The 20,147-nt window shown below is 32.1% G+C and carries 19 protein-coding genes, 1 tRNA gene, 1 pseudogene and 1 riboswitch; of the genes and pseudogenes, 5 read left to right on the top strand and 16 right to left on the bottom strand.

Annotation, left to right across the window (positions count from 1 at the left end; translation table 11 throughout):
- Positions 1-40: 40 nt before the first annotated feature.
- Entirely contained in the window at positions 41-430 is a 390-nt protein-coding gene (locus tag FC70_RS07660; protein WP_057890414.1) for a carboxymuconolactone decarboxylase family protein, read from the bottom strand.
- Positions 431-591: 161 nt separating this feature from the next.
- Here FC70_RS07660 and FC70_RS07655 point away from each other — a divergent pair, with 161 nt between their 5' ends.
- Positions 592-945: a MerR family transcriptional regulator gene (locus tag FC70_RS07655; protein ID WP_057890413.1), complete on the top strand. Its 354-nt coding sequence runs from the start codon at positions 592-594 to the stop codon at positions 943-945.
- A gap of 504 nt (positions 946-1,449) precedes the next feature.
- On the opposite strand, the gene FC70_RS07650 is transcribed toward FC70_RS07655, so the two are convergent.
- The 5 genes from FC70_RS07650 to FC70_RS07630 all read right to left on the bottom strand — a co-directional run bounded on the left by FC70_RS07650 (position 1,450) and on the right by FC70_RS07630 (position 8,503).
- Positions 1,450-2,850, bottom strand: coding sequence for a type II restriction enzyme (locus FC70_RS07650; protein ID WP_057890412.1), 1,401 nt, complete (start codon positions 2,848-2,850; stop codon positions 1,450-1,452).
- A 22-nt stretch (positions 2,851-2,872) separates the two neighbouring features.
- Complete coding sequence (locus tag FC70_RS07645) at positions 2,873-3,733, bottom strand: DNA adenine methylase (protein WP_057890411.1); 861 nt, start codon at positions 3,731-3,733, stop codon at positions 2,873-2,875.
- A 507-nt stretch (positions 3,734-4,240) separates the two neighbouring features.
- A tRNA-Ser gene (locus FC70_RS07640) sits at positions 4,241-4,328 on the bottom strand.
- Positions 4,329-4,397: 69 nt separating this feature from the next.
- A complete protein-coding gene (locus FC70_RS07635; protein WP_057890410.1) occupies positions 4,398-7,589 on the bottom strand; it encodes a DEAD/DEAH box helicase in 3,192 nt (1,063 codons plus the stop codon).
- A gap of 113 nt (positions 7,590-7,702) precedes the next feature.
- Positions 7,703-8,503, bottom strand: a complete 801-nt coding sequence (locus FC70_RS07630; protein ID WP_123827740.1) for a LysR family transcriptional regulator — start codon at positions 8,501-8,503, stop codon at positions 7,703-7,705.
- A 78-nt stretch (positions 8,504-8,581) separates the two neighbouring features.
- Here FC70_RS07630 and FC70_RS09570 point away from each other — a divergent pair.
- Positions 8,582-8,698, top strand: a pseudogene (locus tag FC70_RS09570) (AEC family transporter); the annotation flags it as partial.
- A 114-nt stretch (positions 8,699-8,812) separates the two neighbouring features.
- Here FC70_RS09570 and FC70_RS07625 read toward each other — a convergent pair.
- The 9 genes from FC70_RS07625 to FC70_RS07585 form a co-directional block, all read right to left on the bottom strand.
- Complete coding sequence (locus tag FC70_RS07625; protein ID WP_268871767.1) at positions 8,813-10,141, bottom strand: MFS transporter; 1,329 nt, start codon at positions 10,139-10,141, stop codon at positions 8,813-8,815.
- A 90-nt stretch (positions 10,142-10,231) separates the two neighbouring features.
- Positions 10,232-10,867 (bottom strand): NAD(P)H-binding protein, encoded by a 636-nt coding sequence (locus tag FC70_RS07620; protein WP_057890408.1) that lies wholly within the window; start codon positions 10,865-10,867, stop codon positions 10,232-10,234.
- A complete protein-coding gene (locus tag FC70_RS07615) occupies positions 10,864-11,187 on the bottom strand; it encodes a carboxymuconolactone decarboxylase family protein (protein WP_057890407.1) in 324 nt (107 codons plus the stop codon). Before FC70_RS07615 ends, FC70_RS07620 begins: the two co-directional genes overlap by 4 nt.
- Positions 11,180-11,596 (bottom strand): cupin domain-containing protein, encoded by a 417-nt coding sequence (locus FC70_RS07610; protein ID WP_057890406.1) that lies wholly within the window; start codon positions 11,594-11,596, stop codon positions 11,180-11,182. Before FC70_RS07610 ends, FC70_RS07615 begins: the two co-directional genes overlap by 8 nt.
- Before the next feature lie 14 nt (positions 11,597-11,610).
- On the bottom strand, positions 11,611-12,126 hold the full coding sequence (locus FC70_RS07605) for a flavodoxin (RefSeq protein WP_057890405.1): 516 nt from the start codon (positions 12,124-12,126) through the stop codon (positions 11,611-11,613).
- Between the two features lie 88 nt (positions 12,127-12,214).
- Entirely contained in the window at positions 12,215-13,102 is an 888-nt protein-coding gene (locus tag FC70_RS07600) for a LysR family transcriptional regulator (protein WP_057890404.1), read from the bottom strand.
- Between the two features lie 116 nt (positions 13,103-13,218).
- Positions 13,219-13,968, bottom strand: a complete 750-nt coding sequence (locus FC70_RS07595; protein ID WP_112278686.1) for a 3-oxoacyl-ACP reductase — start codon at positions 13,966-13,968, stop codon at positions 13,219-13,221.
- On the bottom strand, positions 13,968-14,192 hold the full coding sequence (locus FC70_RS07590; protein WP_057890402.1) for a DUF2829 domain-containing protein: 225 nt from the start codon (positions 14,190-14,192) through the stop codon (positions 13,968-13,970). Before FC70_RS07590 ends, FC70_RS07595 begins: the two co-directional genes overlap by 1 nt.
- 14 nt (positions 14,193-14,206) lie before the next feature.
- Positions 14,207-14,698 carry a QueT transporter family protein gene (locus FC70_RS07585; protein WP_057890401.1) on the bottom strand — a complete coding sequence of 164 codons (492 nt, stop codon included), beginning with the start codon at positions 14,696-14,698 and terminating at the stop codon, positions 14,207-14,209.
- Positions 14,699-14,704: 6 nt separating this feature from the next.
- A riboswitch (PreQ1 riboswitch) is annotated at positions 14,705-14,752 on the bottom strand.
- A 639-nt stretch (positions 14,753-15,391) separates the two neighbouring features.
- Between FC70_RS07585 and FC70_RS07580 the strand changes: the two genes are divergently transcribed.
- A complete protein-coding gene (locus tag FC70_RS07580; protein WP_057890400.1) occupies positions 15,392-16,861 on the top strand; it encodes a BglG family transcription antiterminator in 1,470 nt (489 codons plus the stop codon).
- 24 nt (positions 16,862-16,885) lie between these two features.
- Positions 16,886-19,060 carry a mucin-binding protein gene (locus FC70_RS07575; RefSeq protein WP_057890399.1) on the top strand — a complete coding sequence of 725 codons (2,175 nt, stop codon included), beginning with the start codon at positions 16,886-16,888 and terminating at the stop codon, positions 19,058-19,060.
- Positions 19,061-19,096: 36 nt separating this feature from the next.
- On the opposite strand, the gene FC70_RS07570 is transcribed toward FC70_RS07575, so the two are convergent.
- Positions 19,097-19,450, bottom strand: coding sequence for an iron chaperone (locus tag FC70_RS07570; RefSeq protein ID WP_057890398.1), 354 nt, complete (start codon positions 19,448-19,450; stop codon positions 19,097-19,099).
- A gap of 84 nt (positions 19,451-19,534) precedes the next feature.
- Between FC70_RS07570 and FC70_RS07565 the strand changes: the two genes are divergently transcribed.
- Positions 19,535-20,116, top strand: a complete 582-nt coding sequence (locus FC70_RS07565) for an LOG family protein (RefSeq protein WP_338047528.1) — start codon at positions 19,535-19,537, stop codon at positions 20,114-20,116.
- Positions 20,117-20,147 lie beyond the last annotated feature (31 nt).

The raw sequence follows: 20,147 nt of genomic DNA, 5'->3' as shown, positions 1-20,147 counted from the left end.
TTATGAATTAATTTAATGATTGTCGTTTTATCGTCTAATATTAAATTTTATTATTATCTATATCGGTAAACACTTTTTTAGCTACTGTTACAGCATTCAAAACCTTTGGAAACCCAACATATGGAATTGCTTGTATAAATGTTTCGATAATTTGTTCACGAGTTAGCCCTACATTTAAAGATCCATTAATATGTACATCAAGTTGCGGAGATGTATCACCTTGTGTAAGTAAACTAGTTATTGTGATCATTTCCCGTTGCTTAAGATCCAAAACATCACGCTCATAAATATCACCAAAAGCAAATTCAATAATATATCTTCCGATATCTTCTGAAATACCCGTCAAAGATTCAATAACATTTTGACCAGCTTTATCATCAACTTTCTTCAAATTTTTTAATCCTATATTAAATCGTAAGTCTTCTGTCATATTATTTTCTCCTATATTTAAATTTATTTCATATGAATACATTTAGATTAAATGCTGGAGTATTGTCCACGTCAACACTTATCTACAAATAGATTTTATATTGACAATATCAGTACCCTAGCGTAATCTACAGCAAACTAGTTATGACAAAGGAGATAAAGATGCAATATTCAATTGGTGAATTTTCTAAAATTTGTGGACTAACTATAGATACACTTAGATTCTATGAAAAAAATGAACTAGTCTTTTCCAATCGTGATGCCAATAATCGACGATTTTACACAGAACAAGACGTTATTTGGATTGAATTTATTATTCGTTTAAAAAAAACTGGTATGAGTATCAAAAAAATGAAATCATATGCTAAGCTTCGTTATGAAGGCGATAGTACTATTCCAAAAAGATTGAAAATTTTGTTTGATCAACTAGATGATTTACATAAAAGCCAAAATGAAATTGACGATCATATTAAATTTATTGAGCATAAAATAAAAACATATTTAGATATCAATTAGTACATTATTTTTTACTACCTATTTTGTTTGTAATTTTTTATGTACAAACTCTTTCGACATTTTATGTTAAAAAAATAGACACCCTTATAATCATTGATATACAAGGTATGTCTATTTTTTTGTGTTCCATTAAGGAGAGTACAGGATTTGAAAAACCTTTCTACATAAACGCTTATACAAGCTTTGGGTACCTAATGGGTACCCAAAATGTGATAATTGGCTATCAGTATCATTAAAATTTTTTTCTTTTATTTATAATTTTAATAAAATTGATTAGTTTATACAAAGTTAAAAACTCTTATTTTAAAGAACTATCTAGAAAATACTATCTCAGTTCAGAAATAATTAAACAACCAGTACATATCAAATACAATTGAGTAAAGTTTCATCAAAACTTGATCAAAAATCTCGCACTTATGCGAGATCTACATTTATTAAAATATCATACTAATAAGATCAAAAAACAATTACATTTAATTATAAAATAAGTTTATTACTAATTTTCTATTCAGTAACACTGAATATCCATTTTAACCATGCTCTTAATGTCTGGCCTCTTCTTTCCACTGTATTTTGATTAATATTAGGTACTAATTCAAAAATTGTCTTTTCTACATATTTTTTAAATTTTTCATCGGTTTTAAAATCATTTATATACCAGAAATCATAACTCAGTTTAAAGGTTTTATGATCTAATATTTTTTTAATCATTTCAACATTACGCATATGTCCAGATGGCAATTTTCTTAAATTTTCACCTAAAGGAGTCAGTTCAAATTTATCTTTACTTTTTTTTACAAATCCTAAATAAGTTGCTGCATTACCATAATAATCTCCCTGTCTATCATTAAATCCGTATAATACAGCAAGTTCGAATTTATTTTTAGGTTCATCTAAAATATCAACTAGTTCAAAAACTCTCTTTAACGTATTAGCCTGAGGATAAACTAAGTCATCTGGTTCATCAAGCATCTTACTTTTAGCAGAAATTTCTTGAACAGTATCCAAAGTAATAACATCACTATCATCTAAAATAAAATCAATTTGCTTCATTAAACTAATACTAGAATAATTATTAACATCATTAAATTTATAAACACTAAAACTAAATACTTTGTCAACATAAGTAAAATATATAGGTAATATTTCTTTATCAATTCCCAGCATTTTATAACGTCTGTATGGATAATACAATTGCCTTGTCATAAAATCAAATGGATTCTTTTGTTTTGCTTCAATAACCGCCAATTTACTCATGGTTTCATACGAGGCATCAATTTCAATTTGACTATTATTAACAGTAAAGTCAAATTTGTTTGGTGACTTTATATATTTTGTTGTATTATCCTCGTTTAACAAGGGGCATCCATCCTGGTCAAGTTTTGGAATACTCATATTAATAATATACGATATTGATTCGCTTTTCATTCTGCCTGTTAAAGTTGATTCTGCATGTGGCTCGTTAATTTCAAACTCATTTGATACATTATCCATAACATAATCAATCATTCCTGATGCTTGTGCAACATTTAACGCTACACTTTCGGAAGTAATATCAAAATGATCAAAAGTTTCCATCCAGGTAGGCATGTTGGTACTTAAGGATTTAATAGGCTTTGGAGAAAAATTATGATATGCTTCAAATCTTCCAATTACATACGAACCTCTTGAATTTGGCAAAATAACTAACTTATTATCTTGAAATACCTGTGGTAAACTAGCAGACCAATCAAATTTAGTCATTAATCTAGCTTCTCTATTTGTAATTTCTTTAATTTTTGATGCACTAATTTCAAAATAATTTTTTTCATTAACATTTTCAACTATGTTTAATGTATTAAAAATTTCATTCCAAGCTTGGGAATTTACACTAAGTTTTTCAATACTTAATTTTTCCTCATCCACCTATAACACCTCAAATTTTTCATTAATAATTCATAACAATAACTTCGCCGACCTTCCCCCGTCCAGCAGCATTACTATTTATATTTCTAGTTGCTTGTACTATTTTAGTAGTGTCTTTAAAGTCTTTATATAAATCACGTATAAAAGGGACATCAGAATTAGACAACATTAATTTAACACCTTTTTTATCTAATTCTTTGAAAACTTCACTTAATTTTATTTGATCATCTAAACTAAAACCGTTTAATGTATATCCAACAAATGATGATTTATCATCACTAACTGGTGCATATGGTGGATCAAAATATACAAAATCACCACTAGATGCATTTTTCACAGCATCAGCATAATCGCCATTCAATATTTGAACATTTGCTTCATTTAAATACTGACTTACATTTAATAATACCTTTTCATTAACAATAGCTGGGTTTTTATATTTACCATATGGAACATTAATTTGGTTTTGACTATTAACTCGGAATAAGCCATTAAATCCTGTTTTATTCAAATAAATAAATCTTGCAGCTTGTTCAAGCCTTGACTTATTTTCAAGTTTGTTGGTTCTATCCCAAGCACGCAAATCATAATAATATTCACTTGTATTATTATTTTCATGTTCCTTTAATAACTCAATTAAATCGTGAACATTATTTTTAACTACATCATAAGCATTAGTGAGCTGCCCGTTAAAATCATTGATAGTAACTTTTGAATATTGTTGGTTTAAAAATAAGGCTCCTCCTCCAACAAAAGGTTCAAAATAATTTTTTATATCGTTAGATTTAGGTAGATATTTTTCAATTTCAGGTAATAACTGCCGTTTTCCTCCTGCCCACTTTAAAAAAGGTCGAACAAGAAGATTTTTATTTTTTTTTGTCATTATCATTGTACTCACTTTATTCATATCTTATTTATTTTTTCGAACATACTTTCGTAATTATACAAGTTTGTAGAACTTTTAGTCAATCTAATTTATCCATGAAAAATTATCTTACCGCTTTGCAGTAAACTACTATTAAAATAAATAATAAATTAGATTCCAGCCTCAGAATATTATTTACTTAAAAATATTTAACATTTGCACATTTTTATAATAAATAAGTTACCAATTAATTAATAATAACATCCTAGATACGTTTAAAATCATAACATTTAGACTTAAAGCATGCTTTAGAAATATGTTTAATTTGATAATTAACTATTTTCCTAAATATACTTATACAAAAAAATACATAAAGAAAAACTATTAATTTTATTTTTGGGTACCAAATGGGTACCATTTTTTAAATTATGTTTTATTAATAGGAATTAAAAAAATAGACAATTTTTATAAACGTTGATTTATAGTAATTGTCTATTTATTTGTGTATTCTTATGTTTTCCATTAAGGAGAGTACAGGATTTGAACCTGCGCGCCGGTATGAACCGGTTCGACGGATTTCGAGTCCGTTGCATTACCACTCTGCCAACTCTCCAAATGCGGTACTAGACTAGTATACCAACATATTGACAGCGAGTAAATATCGAAATTTAAAATTTAATTATTATATCCCAAGAATTTCTCGAATCTCTTCTTCAGATAATGAAGCCTTATTTTCGGTTCCACTTAACACTTGATCAACAAAGTTTCGCTTCGTTTCTTGTAACTTATAAATTTGTTCTTCTATGGTACCTTTAGTAATTAATCGGAAAACATCGACATTATTTTTCTGACCAATACGATGAGCTCTAGCAGTAGCTTGATCTTCAACCGCTGGATTCCACCATAAATCAACTAAAATAACCATATCTGCACTGGTTAGATTAAGACCGGTTCCCCCAGCTTTAAGTGAGATTAAGAAAATATTCTTTTCACCATCATTAAACTGATTAACCATCTCTAATCGATTTTTTGGTTTAGTATCACCTTTTAATAAATACGAATCTAATCCCAATTCATTCAATTTAACCTTAATCTGATCCAACATACTCGTAAACTGAGAAAAGATTAAAACGTGCCGATTATTTTCGTTAACTTGTTTTAAAATCTCACTCAATTGATTCAACTTACCTGAATCACTATCATACTCATCTAAATATAGTGAGGGTGTATCACAAATCTGTCGGAGTCTAGTTAAGCCAGCTAAAATTTCAATCTTATTTTTAACAAAGGCATCCCCTGACATCCCTTTAACTTTAACCTGCATTTGTTGAAGTTGCGCTAAATAAACGGCCTTTTGATCTTTAGTTAATTCATTATAAAGATTACTTTCAACTTTATCAGGCAACTCAGTCAATACTTTAGCTTTTTCACGTCGCATGATAAATGGTGTTACTCTTGCCGCAATTTCTTGCGGCTCCATTCGCTTAAATTCTTTCTTATTAGGTAATAATCCAGGCATTACAACTTCAAAAATTGCCCATAATTCTTCAATCCGATTTTCAATTGGGGTTCCTGATAACGCAAACGTATTACGTGGCGTCAACTTACGCAATGCTCTATTAGTTTTTGAACTAGCATTTTTAATGAACTGTGCCTCATCTAAAATTAAATAATTAATTCCAATTTGTTGATATTCATCTATATCTGATCGTGCACTATTATAACTAGTAATTAAAATTTCCGATTGCGAATCAGCTATCATCGATTGGCGAACTTCTTTCGTTCCTTCAACCACTTTAATACTAATGTCTGGAGAAAATTTTTCAAATTCAGCTTGCCAATTATAGATTAATGATGCGGGGGCCACAATTAAATCTTTTTCGCCATCTCTTAAATTATTAAATAGAAAAGCGATAATTTGAACTGTTTTTCCTAGTCCCATTTCATCAGCTAAAATACCACCAAAGTGATATGCATTCAACATTTCTAACCATTGAATTCCTTCATTTTGATATGGTCGAAGCTCAGCATTTACGTGCTGATCTGCTGAATAATCAAATAAATCTGGATGTGCTAAATCATAGGCTAGTTGCTTAAAGTTATCATCAAATTCTGTCTGTTCATTTAAAATTGATTTCACACTTAAAGCTTGTGTTGCCGAAATATTTAATTCACCATGATGAAAATCACCATGACTTAATCTAAGTTTAGCTAATGCCTGTGTAACTTGTCGAAGCGATTCATCGACCAACATAATTGAACCATCTTTACGTTGCCAAAATGGTTTTTGATTGCGTTCTAATTGTAATAACATACTGTCAACATCATTTTCGCTAATCCCATCTAACGCAAAATGAACTGATAATAAGCCATCAGATTCTGAAACACTAATATTAGCAGTGGTTGCATTTAACCTATTCGATAATTCTTGTAAATCATCGCTCAGATTAACAACCCCGTTTTCTCGAAGATTAGGTAATTGACGACTGAAGAATTCATACATTTTATCACCAGTCGAGACATCCAAGGATAATTCATCATTCATCCCCATGAAGCCTAATTTTGAAAGGTATTGTCGCGCCATTCCTTCTTTAATTTCATCTCGATGAATACTTTCTAGTTTGTCAGATTGTTGATAATCAAATGAAAGTGATAATTCAATCTGATCATCTTTAAAAGCTAAATTAAAATTTAATTTCATTTCACTAACTGATAATTCATCAGGTACTGAAACACTACCAATCTTTTTAAAGTAATTAACAAAATCAATCAATGCTCGTTCACTACCCATTGGAAAATGAAGTTGCTTCACATCTTGATATTTACTTTGACTGTATTGCTTCAGCAAATCATCAATTTGAATTATTTGTTTCGTGGTTAATTGATAAATATTGTTGTCTTTTACAAGTGCCTCATCAATTGGCAAAAGCAAATCAAATTGGGCCTTGATTAATAAATCATACCCAGTATCACTACTGATAATTTCAGCTTGCATTAGCCCATTATCAGTATCATATGTTTGATAATTTATCGTTTCATATTGAACATCGTTACTACTTTTAAAAATTAAAAAGGCTACTTTTTCAATTAATTGGATAATTGTAGACAAATCATCAACGGCCAATAAATAGTATTGATCATTATCAAATTGACTATTTTCAAAATTTTGATCTCGCTGATGACCAGCCAGATAATCTAACAACTTGCAATCATCAGAATTAAAATTAGTATGTGTTAATTTAAATTGCTTCTTCCCACCGGTTTGGTACACTGCTTGATTTGTGAAATCACGTAAAAAAGTATCAACTTTTTTGATTGTGTAAAATTTCTTATCTTGAATACTACCAACTCTCAACTTGATAAACATTCGGTTTGTTTCCAAGTCAGAACTATTTTTTTTAATCGTTCCCACAGTCATTGTGACTTCCAGCATTAGCTGTTCATCTAACTCATTTAACGCAGGTAACTTAAACTCATCATTCTCAATAAAATTTAAATCCGCCAAAAATGATAATCCATTGGTCTGCTTGTCTTTTTGAACCCAATCAATTGCTTGCTGCGGTTGAACTACGCGCTGTAATTCTTTTTGTCGATCACCTTCAAAAAGATGTTCTAATGGATTACCGTACTTAGCCAGAAACTCAATTACAGCCGCAATATGTTCACAATACTTGCGCTCTTTAAAAACTTCACATGAACAAGCATCGTCTTGCTCTTCATTTTCATTTACCATTACATCATAACGATTAATTCCAATTACAGTTGCTGTAACTAGCTTGGTTGAATAATCAATTTGATCAATATCAACATCACCACTATTTACGATTGTTCTACCACGATCCCAAAAGGCTTCTGGAATAAATCTATTTTTCATTCTCAATCTCCATCTAGCTATTATATCCACAACGTTCAATCATACTAGTGTACCACGGTAAATAGTTTTAGTTGCTTATTTTAACTGAATGATAACAAGTGTACTCAACTTTTTCATTTAGTTTCAGTTAATATTTCTTTTAATTTTAATAAGTCTGATTCTAAAATCTGATTTTTTCGATTAAAAACTGAGATAATAAATTCTGGCTGGTTTTTATCAGTTAACGGAATAGTTACTAAATCATCCTCTTCCGTTACCGCAATTTCAGTTAGAAACCCAATTCCGACACGTTCTTTAATCATTTTCTTTAACATCGCTACATCTGAAGTCCGATATAAAACATCCGGTTGCATCTGTGTATTTTTAACAAACCACTCAAAAGCTTGAACAATAACAAAACCCTCGGTTAACGAAACAAATGCATATTTTTTTAAATCCGAAAAACTAACTTCCTTCAATTTTGCTAATGGATGTTGTTTATCAACTACAATCATAAATGGAACACTTAAAATTTGCGTAATATCCATATCTTCTGCAACTTTAGGACCAGTTGAGCCTAACAATGCAATGTCTAAATCACCAGACCGCATTTGATAAAATAGCTCATCTGAGCCACCTTCCATGGTATCAACTGCATCCATTAAGTGTTGTTTGACTAATTCATTGGCAATTTTAGGGAAATAGTAGCTTCCAATAATTGGTGGCATCCCTAATTTCATTTTATGTTGTCGTACTCGTGCCAATTCATTTTTTGCCAATTCTAATTGACTGATAATAATTTTTGAACGTTCAAATAATTGATTACCAGCATCAGTAACTGTTAACTGTCCATGACTTTGGTTACGATTAATTAATTGGATTGAAAAATAGTCTTCTAAGCGTTTAAGCGAAAAAGTAATAGTTGGTTGTGTCACTTCAAAATACTTTGCAGTTAACACGCTTAATTATGTTGATATCTAGTTACTCCACTGTCATTGTTATATATCGGAATTATTTTGGCTAACGAAGGTAACGGAGACGTTGAATACGCTACTAACGTCGTTACCTTATCAACCGTTTTATTTGCACTCGTTGTTCCAATATTGATGATGCTAATCCAAAGTATTTAGGTGTAATTGTATAATACAATTACATTAATATTCACATTTTATCAACTAAATCAAATCACAAAAAGCATATCATTTTCATCGATGATATGCTTTTTGTATAATACAATTTATAATCTAATTTTTGTCAGCAGGTATAATTAACAAAATAACACACATAGTTGATAATAATAACATCACAGCACCGACTTTAATTGCATGTTGAAATCCAAATACTGGGCTTTTAAACATCGACTGAGTAGCAACCAAAATTGATAATCCGATTGAACCACCAATTTGGTGCATTACATTAACCACCCCAGAAGCTGCACCAGCATCTTGCAAATTAGTATTAGCAACTCCAGCAGCAGTAAACGGACTTAAAGTCAAACCTTGGCCAACTCCTATTATAAGCATAGGTAATGCAATCCCTAACCAATAGCCAGTACTTGGAGTAAAGAAACTCATCCAAGTCATCCCCACAAAAGTAATTGCAGTACCAAAAGCCAATAACTTAGCATTACCAAACTTTGCTGTTAAATCTGCTACTCTAAGTGCCACAATAAAATTAACAATCGTTAATGGAAAAAATCCGATGCCAGCCATTAGTGGGGTAAGACCTAATTGATTTTGCATAATCTGTGGCGTGATAAACCAAAATCCTAGCATCGTTCCCATATATAGGAAACGTCCCAGATAAGCACCAATCCGTTCTCTATCATTAAACAATCTAAGCGGCATAATTGGCTGATTTGATTTACCTTCATTAATAACAAAAATTACTAATAAGACTAATGCCAATAAAGCAAACGGCAACTTCATCCAGTCACCAACGATACTATATACCAATGCAATCATGCCAAATAATGACGTAATTGTTCCAATCCAATCTAACTTTCCAGAGTGACCTTCATTTTTAGACAAATATTTAACCGATAAATAATACATCCAAATACTAATTGGCACATTAATGAAAAATCCCATTCGCCATGTCAATAAGCTGGCAAATAGACCACCAATCACCAAACTAACACTGGCTCCAATTCCTGCCATCGCGCCATAGTACGAAATCGCTCTAATTTGATGTTCACCACGATAAGTATCCATTAAAATAGCTAAAGTTGTTGGTGCTAAAATGGATGAACCAATACCTTGAAAAGCTCTCGCACCAATAATCATTGGTGCATTAGCAGCTAAGCCCACTAGCAACGAACCTAAGCCAAAAATTACTAAGCCAATTTGAAAAATCCTTCTTCTGCCAAATAAATCTCCAGCTCGACCACCTAGCAATAAAAAGCCGCCAAACGTTAATGAGTAAGCACTACTTACCCATGACAGTTCACTCTGTGATAAGTTTAAATCTCCCGCAATTTTAACCGTCCCTGTAAAGATAATTGAGTTATCTAACAAAATCATAAAATAACTTGCTAGAATAACTACTAATATCCAATCTAACTTCTTTTTCAATGCCCTATAATCTCCCTACTCATACTTTCTTCTAAATTAAACATAGCGTAATCCTTGAAGCTAACTTCAAGGCAAGTACTATTTTTAGTATTAATACATAGGAACAGGTCCATCCGTTCCTGGCTGAGAAATTCCAACACTTGAGAATTTATACAACTCTGGATTATTAACAATTTTAACAATCAAATCTGCAATACTTTTACGTGAAATAATCGTTCCTTTAAAAGGTTCACCTTTTTTAGTTAATTCATAATTAATATGATCTTCGTTAGACATATATGCAGCTCGAATAATTGTATAGTTCACGGTCGAACTTTCAATTTCAAATGCGGCACGCCGTGTGTCTTCCATAATTTCATGGCCAACAGATTCTTCCACCCAACTACCAAAAGGTTCAGGAACTTCGCGATACAATCCTAATCCACTAACAAAAATTAATCGTTTTACGCCCGTTTCTTGCATTGCGTTAACGATATTGACTGCCATTGGTTCAAAGACCCCACCTAAATTAGCATATACTAAATCTTGATCCACCATCGCAGCTGATAAAGCAGGATAATCATTTACATCAGCTTCGATAATATTCAGTCGATCATCTTCAACAAACTGTATGCGACTTGCATTACGTAAATATAGAGTCAAATTAAAATCTTTTTTTATCAATAAATTTTGAATAACTAACTGTGCTATTTGACCATTGGCACCTAAAATCAAAATATTTTTCATTCATTATCTCCATAAATTTCTTTAGCTATTTCAAATGCTGTCCATGCTTTTGGCCAGCCAGTATAAAATGATAAATGCGTAATCAATTCAACCATTTCATTCTTACTGACACCATTTTGTTTAGCAATTTTCATATGCGCTTCTAGTTGTGGTACGCCTTGAGTTAATAAACTCGAAACTGTAATTAAGCTCCGATCATGTAAAGACATCTGTTCTTCACGTGACCAAACCTCACCAAACAATACATCATCATTCAATTCTGCAAATTTCGGTGCAAATTCACCTAGATTTTCACGTCCTGCAGTTTGTTTTTTAACCATGATTTTCAACCTCCAAATATTGTTCATCTGAAACTGGTTCGAGCCATTCTGGCGTTCCTGCAGTGATTGCAATGTGTGAAAGCCAGCTATCTTTAGTTGCCCCATGCCAATGTTTAATCCCATCATGTGTGACAATCACATCACCCGGCTTCAATGACTGTGCCATTTTACCGGCTTCTTGATACCATCCTTCACCACCGGTTACTAATAAAATCTGATACCCATCATGATGAATATGCCAATTATTTCTGGTTCCCGGTTCAAAAGTTACATTGCCAATAGTAAATTCAATTTCATCGTCCGCCATCAATCCTTGTAAATAACTTTGACCAGTAAAGTACTGTGCGTAAGCATCATTCTTCGGCCCCATTTCAAAAATCCCATTTTTCACTTGTTCATTATTTGCCATTTTATTTTCCTCCATTATTTTAAATCTAAATTACCCAACCAGTTAATCACTGCATTTTCTGACTTATATGCTCTAGTCCCACGAATTGGTAGTCCCGACATAACTTGGCTTCTTGGTGCTAATTTTTTAAGATCATCTAAACTTTGACCAAATTGACTACCTTCATGAGTCACAAACGGATAAATATTTTTACCAGCTAAATCGTACTTCATTAAAAATGACTTCACTGCTTGCGGCATTGTTCCCCACCAATTTGGAAAACCTAATACAATCGAATGCTCAGTTTCATCAAAATTAACGGGTTTGATTTTTACTCTTTCATTATTTAAAAACTCTTGTTGCGCTCGAACCTTAGTTTCAAAATAATCATCTGGATATTGATTAATTGGCACAATTTCTGTACCTTTAACATCCAAAATTATTTCAATTTTTTTTGCCACCATCGCAGTATTACCAACATTAATATACTGACATCTTCCAGCTTGTATATTTTTGCCATACCGCGAAAAATAAATAACAGCTACCACCATTCTCACCTCCATCAAAAAAGCAGCACCATAACTGATAAGAGTTATGATACTGCCTAATTAACTATGTGTATAATGCTTATATTTCTAATTACCATGCCTTAAAAGCATGCTTTGATTGCTTTAAAAATTCATTGGCCGCTGGAGTAATTACGCGATCTTTTCGCCAAACCATTACACAGTTAGTTTTAACCTCTGGTTTAAATGGGATAAACTTTGTCTTTGCCCCAATTCTCCCCGTCGTCGCACCTTCAATTGTTAGCGCTGACCCCACCTGGCGTTCTACTAACGAAATAATGTTAAATAATAAGTTCATATTTCCAACCACCTTTACCTGCGATGATTGTTCGCCAACCCAAGTATCTAATAACTCTCTAATGGCTGGTCGACCAGAAACTATTAATGGTGCTCCTAAAATATTCTTTGGAGTAATGACATCTTCTTCAGCTAAAAAAGATGTTTTTGAAACTAATAATCCCCATCTTTCAGTTCTAGGCAAAACAATTTTATTATATTTTTCAGTATCAACTGGTTCCAATAAAATTGCTAGATCGATTAATCCTTTATCAAGATGATCTAAAATGTCATCCCCAGTAGCAGTAAAAATATTAAAGGTTACTTCTGGATAATCAGCAACAAAATTTTCTAACATCATTGACAAAGTATCAGAATTATCAGCTTCAACACAGCCAACGGCAATATTACCACTGAATAAATCTTTTTTACGATCTTCAAACTCTTGCGCTGTTCGTTGGGTTAAAGACAAAATTTCTTCAGCTCTGCTTTTAAGAAATAGTCCGGCTTCAGTTAATTTTAATCGGTTCTTCTCACGTGTAAATAGTTCTGTCCCCAACTCGATTTCGAGCTCTTTAAGCTGACGACTTAATGTTGGTTGTGTAATATGTAGTTGCTCGGCTGCCTTTGAAACAGAATTGGCTTCTGCAATGGTCCAAAAATATCTCAATACTCGGATTTCCATTTTCTACCAACTTTCTCAACTAAGTTTTATATTTGATTTAATTATATTTTACAACGTCGCTAAATACTAGCGATAACAAAAAAAGATACTATCCATCAGTATCTTTACTTACTAAATTATTTTTCTATCCATCCGCCATCAATTGGAACAACTGTTCCATGTACATAATCGGAAACTGAACTTAATAAATACAAACTAAGATTGGCAACTTCTTCTGGTTCTGCCCATCGTTTAGCCGGTGTTTCTGCAGCTACTTGTTTGGCCATCAGGCCGTCACCCGTAAAATCAGCAGCATTCATTGGTGTTTTTATTGCCCCAGGTGCAATACAATTGGCACGAATTCCTTGTGCCGCATAATCATAATCAAGCTGTTTCGTATATCCAATAATTGCATGCTTTGAAGCTGTATATGCAGCTCCTCCGCCACCAGCAACTAAACCAGCAATAGACGCCATATTTAAAATAACTCCATGTTTAACCTGCAACATACTTGGTAAAACATGATTAACCATTAAGAATTGAGATTTAAGATTAGTATTCATCACTTTATCCCAAAGCTCAACCGTGGTACCTAGTGTAGTAATATAATTATCTAAAATACCAGCAGTATTCAGTAACAAATCACATCCATTTAGTAGTGATAATGCATGATCTGCCGCTTTGACTAGCTCATTTTCATTGGCTAAATCAGCTTGGATAATTGTTAATTGATTTTGACTCTGCTGTTTCAATTCATCCGAAACGTTAATATCAATTGCAACTACTCGCACACCCTCGTTTAGTAAAGCTTTAACTTGTGCCAATCCAATGCCCGAACCAGCACCAGTAATAATTGCTCGCTTACCATTAAGATCATCAAACATCATTATTCAACTACTTCCCAGTCAGATGCTAAAATATCACAAACAGTAGGTTGAAACATTGATAGGCTAGGTGTCTCTCTTGTTTTTATCAAAAAATAAGGATCCACCGCTTCGCCATTTTCAAGTGGCTTTTGAACTTCATAAATATATAGTTCAGATCCGCTCCAGCTACTACGAATAACTTTTTTTCCAGCTTTAATTTTAGGTAGTACTTCTTCAAATGTCATAATTATTACCTCTTTTATTTAGTTAAATCAATTCTTCTTGACAGTGCTGTAAAGATTATCATCCCAACTAATAATGAAATTAATTCACCAACTGCAACTGATAAGTACGTTGGCCAAAATGGTAAATGGCTAACAATATTCAATTCTAATGCGACACTCCAACTAAAAACAGTACAAACAATAGTACTGACACACATTTTATAAATTACACTTTTGATATGCTTCGCAATCCAATAGCTAATAGAAGTCATCACTAATGTCCCCATCGCGCCAAAGATTACATCCACGATTCCTAAAGGTGAAGTGATATTAGCAATTGCACATCCAATCGTTAACGCTACTATGTATCGCTTGTTAAATACCGTTAAATGGTTAAATCCTTCTGCTAGTCTTAATTGCACTACCCCATAGCTTAGCGGTGCAATACACATTGTCACTGCAACATATAAAGCCGCAACAATACTAATTTTAGCAATTGTCATCGACTTATTTTGATCCTTTTTCATATTTAATTCTCCCTAGTTTTTTTATCTGGTGGGATGGTTACGAACCACCAACGATTGATCATCGTAAATATAAAATTACTAGAATATTATATCAATAAACGACCCTCATTGACAATCTCGGACGGATTCACAGTTTTATTCACATCATTTTCTCACATAATTATAATGTTCTAATCAATCATTAATTTGTTTTGCATTACTTTTTATTTATAATTGTAAAACAATTTTCAGCATACAATCTACTTTTAAAATTTCACAAACTTAAAATGCAATATTTTTATCTTATTTTAATTTAGGAATACATCACATTTGGCAGCGCTTAATTTTTAATTATAAAATTAAGAAAATTTCGTGCATTTATCGCACTTTTTAACTATTAGCAATGTATCCCCTTTGACAGCTTATTGAAATAATTTCTGCAATTAGAAATCATGAGATTTAAACTCTCATTTAACAATATTTATCCAAAAAATTACTAAATTTTTGAGCTTCAAATGTTATAATTGACTTAATATTTATAATGCTATTAAAATATTATCAAAAAACTACTTTTTGAATTTGAAAAAGTGGTTCGGATTTCCACTAAAAATTTTAAAAATATTGAACACTTAATTTCCATTTTAACAACATTTTCATTTAGATTATGTATAAAATATAATTAAGCAGTTTGAAGAAATAACTGGTAATTACTCTATGAATTTTAGTTTATTTTTTGAAAAAGATGATGCTGTCAAATATCACATCCTCGTTTCTTTTTCGGAACAACAAGATATGCTTATTTCAGAAGCTGATTTAATGGAGCAATTCGAGCTATCCACTTATAAATTACGTCAAGCAATTGAATTAATTAATGTTGATCTTCTCGAAATTGGACATGAACCTGCTACACTAATTGATAATCCTGAAAAAGGAATTTTAAAGGGCGTCAATGTTTCAAACGAAATATTACAAATTATTCTTTTGAAATATTTACAAAAATCAACAATCTTTTCTGCCTTTGAATATGAATTTATCTATTCTAATTATATGTCAAAAAATACATATATCAAAAATAATTTCATTAGTAAAACCACCTTTTACAATGCCTCTACGCAATTACAGGGTGTATTAAAACAGTCTAATTTTTTTGAATCATCAGAAAAAAAGGAAGATGAAGAATATCTGATTAGACTTCATTTATTTCAGTTTTACTACACTGCCTACAATGGTCTTGAAAGTCCCTTCCCCGAGTTGGATAGTCTTGTTAATACCATCATTGATCAAATTGAAAATAGCTTTAATTTAAACGTAACTCCCACAAAGCAAGTTAAACTTGAATCATTAATTAAAATTTGGCTTTTACGCTTAAAGAATCAATCCTTTTTACAAACCATGGAAAACTCACAGTTCAATATTGATGATATTCATGTTCAAAAATTATTTCCAATTGCTGCGATTGTAAAAGAAGAGTTAAAGATTACTATTAGTCAATTAGAATTAAACTATCTATTAGTATTTTTAGTTACCCAAGAATATGTTGACCGTTCTGAATTTGTTATGGATAATTTTACAACTGACCTATCCGTTTCACTAACTTCATTATTCATGCAAGAACTAAAAGCTAGTAAGATGTTCTCTCAAGTTGAATTAGTTGATTTCAATAAAATTAATGACATTATTAATGATATTCATATTCAATTTTCTACCTTCTTCATTGAACCAACTACTTTTACATCTATAGAACAATTAGACTTTTTCCACCAAACATATCCGATGTTTCATGAAGTGATTACTAATTTTATCAATTTAGTTCGCGAAAAAAAATTAATTGATTTCAATAATGCTGAATCAGCAAATTTATATTTTAGTTATATGTTTGCACTGATTAATAATATTCCTTCAGCTGCTCTAACTGATAAAGTATTTATCTGTGTTGATTTCTCTCAAGGTACTCTTTACTCAGAATATGTAATTAATACTTTAGCTTCATTTGGTAATGCGCATCTTATCATTGAAACATCACCTAGTTCACAAACTAATATTTATTTATCCGATTTTAGAAGTAGACAATTGACGAAGCCTACTCAAATTATTTGGAGAAATCCACCTTCGCCACATGACTGGTCTGCTTTAGGTGAGACCATCGTTGCATACACACAACTAAAAAACGAAAAACAAATATAATCCACTAAAATATTGGAGTATAACATGAGATTTAACAATAAAACAAAATCTGACGAAATCATTAGATATCGTTTGTATAAAAGTAAAAAGAACTGGGTTATTACAAGCACAGTCTTTTTGTCATTTTTTGCAGCTTCTGCGTTAAATGCAGTTAATTTAGATGTCACTCATGCTGATACTACGGTACAAACCTCTACGAGCGGAACACCACAAGTAGCTGATAGTAGTGCCAGTACTTCATCTGCATTATTAAGTAGTTCAGCAGCAGACTCTTCTTCATCGACTACAACTACAGAAAGCTCAAACATTCCTACCAGCGCAGCTTCTACAAGTGATACTGAAAGTTCAAGTTCATTAAATGATGAGCAAGGTCTTTTCATATCTGCCACAATTAGTTTCATTGATGATACCAATAAATCAGTACTGATGAATGTTAAACTCAGTAGCTTTTTAAATAATCTAATAGAATATGATTATAATGCTGATATTAATAAATATCTAAATGCTGGATATTATGTTGTTTCTAATGACATTCCTTCAACTGGTATAGTTGGATCAAGTCAAGGAAACACTTATACCATCCACCTCGCTCATAAACTAGTCACTTATAATTCCGGCGATTCCGGACTAAGCAGTATCACTGGTTTAGACTCATTAACCAAAGATCTTAACGTTAAAGATATAATTACTATGCCTGATGGATCAACCAGTACTGGCTCAACATTTTTAATTCAATTAACCAGAACGGTTACCGCTGATTTTACTAAACGTAATGCTGATGGATCATTTTCTGCCGAAGCACTGTCGTATAGCGACTGGCAAACACCTAATTCAATGACTACAATTGATCCAGGTTACACTAAATTATCTGGATATACACCTAAATTTAACGTTTCATATAGTAGTAATGGTGTGATTGTACGAATTAATGATGACGGTTCACTAAATTTGAAATTTGATTTATCCGATAAAAACCTTTTTGCAGCTATTCATCGTACAATTAATTACATTCCAGATTCTCAAATTATTAAAATTAATTTTATTGATGATGACAATAATGGTTCAAATATTCAAAATATTTATTTAGATGGCGTTACTAATAGCTCTATCGCATATTCAGTACGTGAACAAATTAATGAATTAATAGCTAACCACTATCAATTAGTCTCAAGTAACTTACCTGATAATAGTATCTTTACCTTTGACAATCTCACCGATCTTGATCAAGTGTTTAATATTCATTTTAAACACGATACTAAGGTACTCACTGCTACTAATCCTGGTAACGGTGATGCTTCAATGATGAAACGTGATATCACAGAAACTGTTAATTATGTTTCTGAAGATGGTACCGTATTAGCCGATCCAACCGTTAAAAAAATGTCATTTATGCGCTATGGTGTTGAAGATTTAGTTACCAAAGCTATTACGTATGAATCATCTTGGATTCTTGTTGCTGGTTCTAACACTTTCAATGAAATTTCTATTCCTAATATTGAAGGATATAATTCTGACATTAAAAAAATAGATTCAATCTCTGATGTTGAATTTGATTCACATAACTTCAACTATACTGTCACTTTTGTAAAAAATCATGATAAACCAACAGCTTCAAGTGCTGATTCTATTGATACAGATTCGGAATCTTCAGGTCCAGTCTCTTCGGATGCTGATTCAAGCGCTACGGATTCAGAATCTTCAGCAACTTCAAATGCAGATTTATCTTCGGTACCAAGCTCAGAAACAAGTCTTAAAAAATTAGATTCAAATAGTTCATCGTCCGATTTAACCATTATTGATATCCCTAATCTTAATTCAAGTTTAGATTATAATGTAAATAATAAATCATCAATTCCTCTTGATTTAAGTTTACATTCTAGTACTGCCGAGATACCAAGTGAATCAAGTTCGCAGTCTGAAGAGACCGCTGCAGAGTCTTCAAATGATGCAACTACTACAAATACAACTCAAAATAGGAATTATTTAAATAAAAGTGCTTTAGAACAAGAAAGTTCATTCACTAGTTCCGGTTCAAACCAAACGACTCATCATATTGACGCAAATAAAGTAGTCGCATCACCCTCTGGATCAGATGATGACGGTGGCGGCGGAGGTGGAGCCGGTGGCGGTAATGAAGATATTTCGCTAGGTTCTTACTTTTCTAGTTTAGCTGGAACTATCATATTCGCACAAGCATAAATAAAAACGCATTTCCTAATTTTAGGAGATGCGTTTTTATTTATCTGTTATTTGTGAAACTCGGTACTCAATTATCTTACGAATTAATGATGCTGGTAATGGCAGGACATACGGTATTTGAATAGTCCCTTTGGAGGTTTCAAATCCCTTCAATTCTGATTCAAACCGTTCAATTGGCTCTGGTGTCGGATAAAAGCCTAAATGATTTTTGGCTGTAGCAAAATAAGCAACTGTTTTTCCCTCAAGTTTAATCGAAGGCATATTATATGATATACCCTCTACTCCATCTGGCACTGCATCTTGAAATAGTTCTCGCATGATTTGTGATACTTCTTTCTCCATTTCAGGCAAATCATTAATATATTCATCAACCGTTTGATATTTTTTCAACTTTATCCCCCCATATTCTTGATTATCGTTTCGCACTTATTATACACTGAACGTATTAATAAATACATGTGATTGGATGCTAATATGAATACTATTAAAAATATCGCGGTCTATTGCGGTGCCTCTGAAGGCAAAATACCAGAATTTAAACAACAAACTGTTGCCACTGGCACTTGGCTAGCCAAGCAGAATATCGAATTAGTATATGGTGGCGGTGGTGTTGGCCTCATGGGAGTTTTAGCTAAGGCAGTCCTCGAATCCGGTGGAACCGTCCATGGTATTATTCCACAAGAACTATTTAAACGCGAAACAGCCTATAAAGGTCTAACCCAATTAGAAATAGTTGATAATATGTCAATTCGAAAGGCTAGGATGATTGAATTAGCCGACGGTTGCATCACTTTACCTGGCGGACCAGGGACACTTGAGGAAGCATCTGAAGCCTTTTCTTGGGCACTAATTGGTGATAATCCGACCCCAGTTACCTTTCTAAACGTTAATCATTATTATGATCCACTCATCACAATGTTTGATGAGATGGCTGCCAATGGTTTTCTGTCTGTTAATAATCGAGAAAAGCTATTCTTTTCCGATTCATTAGATGAAATTTATAATTTCATGGTCAATTATTCTACCCCTGAAGTTAGAACATACTCACATGATTAATTGATTTTAATTCACATAAAAATTTATTATT

It is taken from the genome of Paucilactobacillus oligofermentans DSM 15707 = LMG 22743 (assembly GCF_001434315.1).
Classification (GTDB): Bacteria; Bacillota; Bacilli; order Lactobacillales; family Lactobacillaceae; genus Paucilactobacillus; species Paucilactobacillus oligofermentans.
The sequence above is the reverse complement of the archived record's forward strand: the minus strand, read 5'-3'. Positions and strand labels throughout refer to the sequence as shown.